The organism is Streptomyces sp. NPDC054847, from assembly GCF_053610925.1.
The window spans coordinates 3,431-5,397 of the sequence record NZ_JBSGZJ010000482.1; the positions used below are offsets into that span (position 1 = coordinate 3,431).

Below are 1,967 nucleotides of genomic sequence, written 5' to 3' on the forward strand. Positions count from 1 at the left end.
CCTCGAGGGAGCACGCGCGATCCTGACGGAGCGTTTCTCCGAGGACGCCGACCTCATCGGCGAACTGCGCGAGCGGATGTGGACCCGCGGCCGGCTCGCCGCCAAGGTGAGGGACGGCAAGGAGGAGGCGGGCGCCAAGTTCGCCGACTACTTCGACTTCTCAGAAGGCTTCACCGAGCTGCCCTCCCACCGGATCCTCGCGATGTTCCGCGGCGAGAAGGAGGAGGTCCTCGACCTCGTCCTGGAGCCGGAGGAGCCGACCGACGGTCCCTCGTCCTACGAAGGCATCGTCGCGGCCCGCTTCGGTGTCGCGCAGCGCGGGCGCCCCGGCGACAAGTGGCTCGGCGACACCGTCCGCTGGGCCTGGCGCACCCGGATCCTGGTGCACCTCGGCATCGACATGCGGCTGCGGCTGCGTACGGCCGCCGAGGACGAGGCGGTGCGGGTCTTCGCGGCCAACCTGCGCGACCTGCTGCTCGCCGCCCCGGCGGGCACCCGCGCGACCCTCGGGCTCGACCCCGGTTTCCGTACCGGGGTGAAGGTCGCCGTCGTCGACGCGACGGGCAAGGTGGTCGCCACCGACACGATCTATCCGCACGTTCCCGCGAGCAAGTGGGACGAGTCGCTCGCGAAGCTGGCCCGTCTCGCCAAGGAGCACGCCGTCGAGCTGGTGGCGATCGGCAACGGCACCGCCTCCCGCGAGACCGACAAGCTGGCCGGCGACCTGATCACCAGGCATCCGGAGCTGAACCTGACCAAGGTGATGGTGTCGGAGGCGGGCGCCTCGGTGTACTCGGCGTCGGCGTTCGCCTCGCAGGAGCTGCCCGGTCTGGACGTGTCGCTGCGCGGCGCCGTCTCCATCGCGCGCCGGCTGCAGGACCCGCTGGCCGAGCTGGTCAAGATCGACCCGAAGTCGATCGGCGTCGGGCAGTACCAGCACGACCTGTCCGAGGTGAAGCTGTCCCGGTCGCTCGACGCAGTGGTCGAGGACTGTGTGAACGGTGTCGGCGTCGACGTCAACACGGCGTCCGCGCCGCTGCTTTCCCGGGTGTCGGGCATCGGCGCCGGGCTGGCGGAGAACATCGTCGCGCACCGCGACTCCAACGGCCCGTTCCGATCCCGCAAGGCGCTCAAGGACGTGGCACGGCTCGGCCCGAAGGCGTACGAGCAGTGCGCGGGCTTCCTGCGCATCCGCGGCGGTGACGATCCGCTGGACGCCTCCAGCGTGCACCCGGAGGCGTATCCGGTGGTGCGGCGGATGGTGAAGACGACCGGTGGAGAGGTGGCGTCGCTCATCGGCAACACCTCCGTCCTGCGGTCGTTGCGGCCGGCCGAGTTCGTGGACGAGACCTTCGGCCTGCCGACCGTGACGGACATCCTGCGGGAGCTGGAGAAGCCCGGCCGCGACCCCCGTCCGGCGTTCCGCACCGCCACCTTCAAGGACGGCGTCGAGAAGATCGGCGACCTCGCCGCGGGGATGGTGCTGGAGGGCGTGGTCACCAACGTCGCCGCGTTCGGCGCGTTCGTGGACGTCGGTGTCCACCAGGACGGTCTGGTGCATGTGTCGGCGATGTCCCGGAACTTCGTCAAGGACCCGCACGACGTGGTGAAGTCGGGCGACGTGGTGAAGGTGAAGGTGCTCGACGTCGACATCCCGCGCAAGCGGATCTCGTTGACGCTGCGGCTGGACGACGAGGCGTCGGCGCAGCCGGCGGAGGCGGGTGCGCCCCGGCGTGAGCGCGGCGGACGTCCCCCGCAGCAGCGCCAGGGCGGTGGCGGCGCGGGCCGAGAGCGCCGTGGTGCGGGTGGCGGGGGCGGCCGTGGTGGCGGCAACGGTGGTGACCGTCGTGGTGCCGCCGCACCGCGCCAGGCCCCGGCCCCGTCGAACAGCGCGATGGCGGACGCACTGCGCCGCGCGGGCCTGGTGGACCCGAAGAACCGCTGAGTGCGCCCCGGGGCCGGGGGCA

Annotated in this window: 1 protein-coding gene; it reads left to right on the forward strand. The window is 71.9% G+C overall.

All coding sequences use genetic code 11. The annotated features are described in order from the left end of the window. Window positions 1–1,945: Tex family protein (locus ACWGH4_RS30590; protein WP_453466623.1), on the forward strand; the 1,945-nt coding region annotated here is incomplete at its 5' end. Window positions 1,946–1,967: the final 22 nt, after the last annotated feature.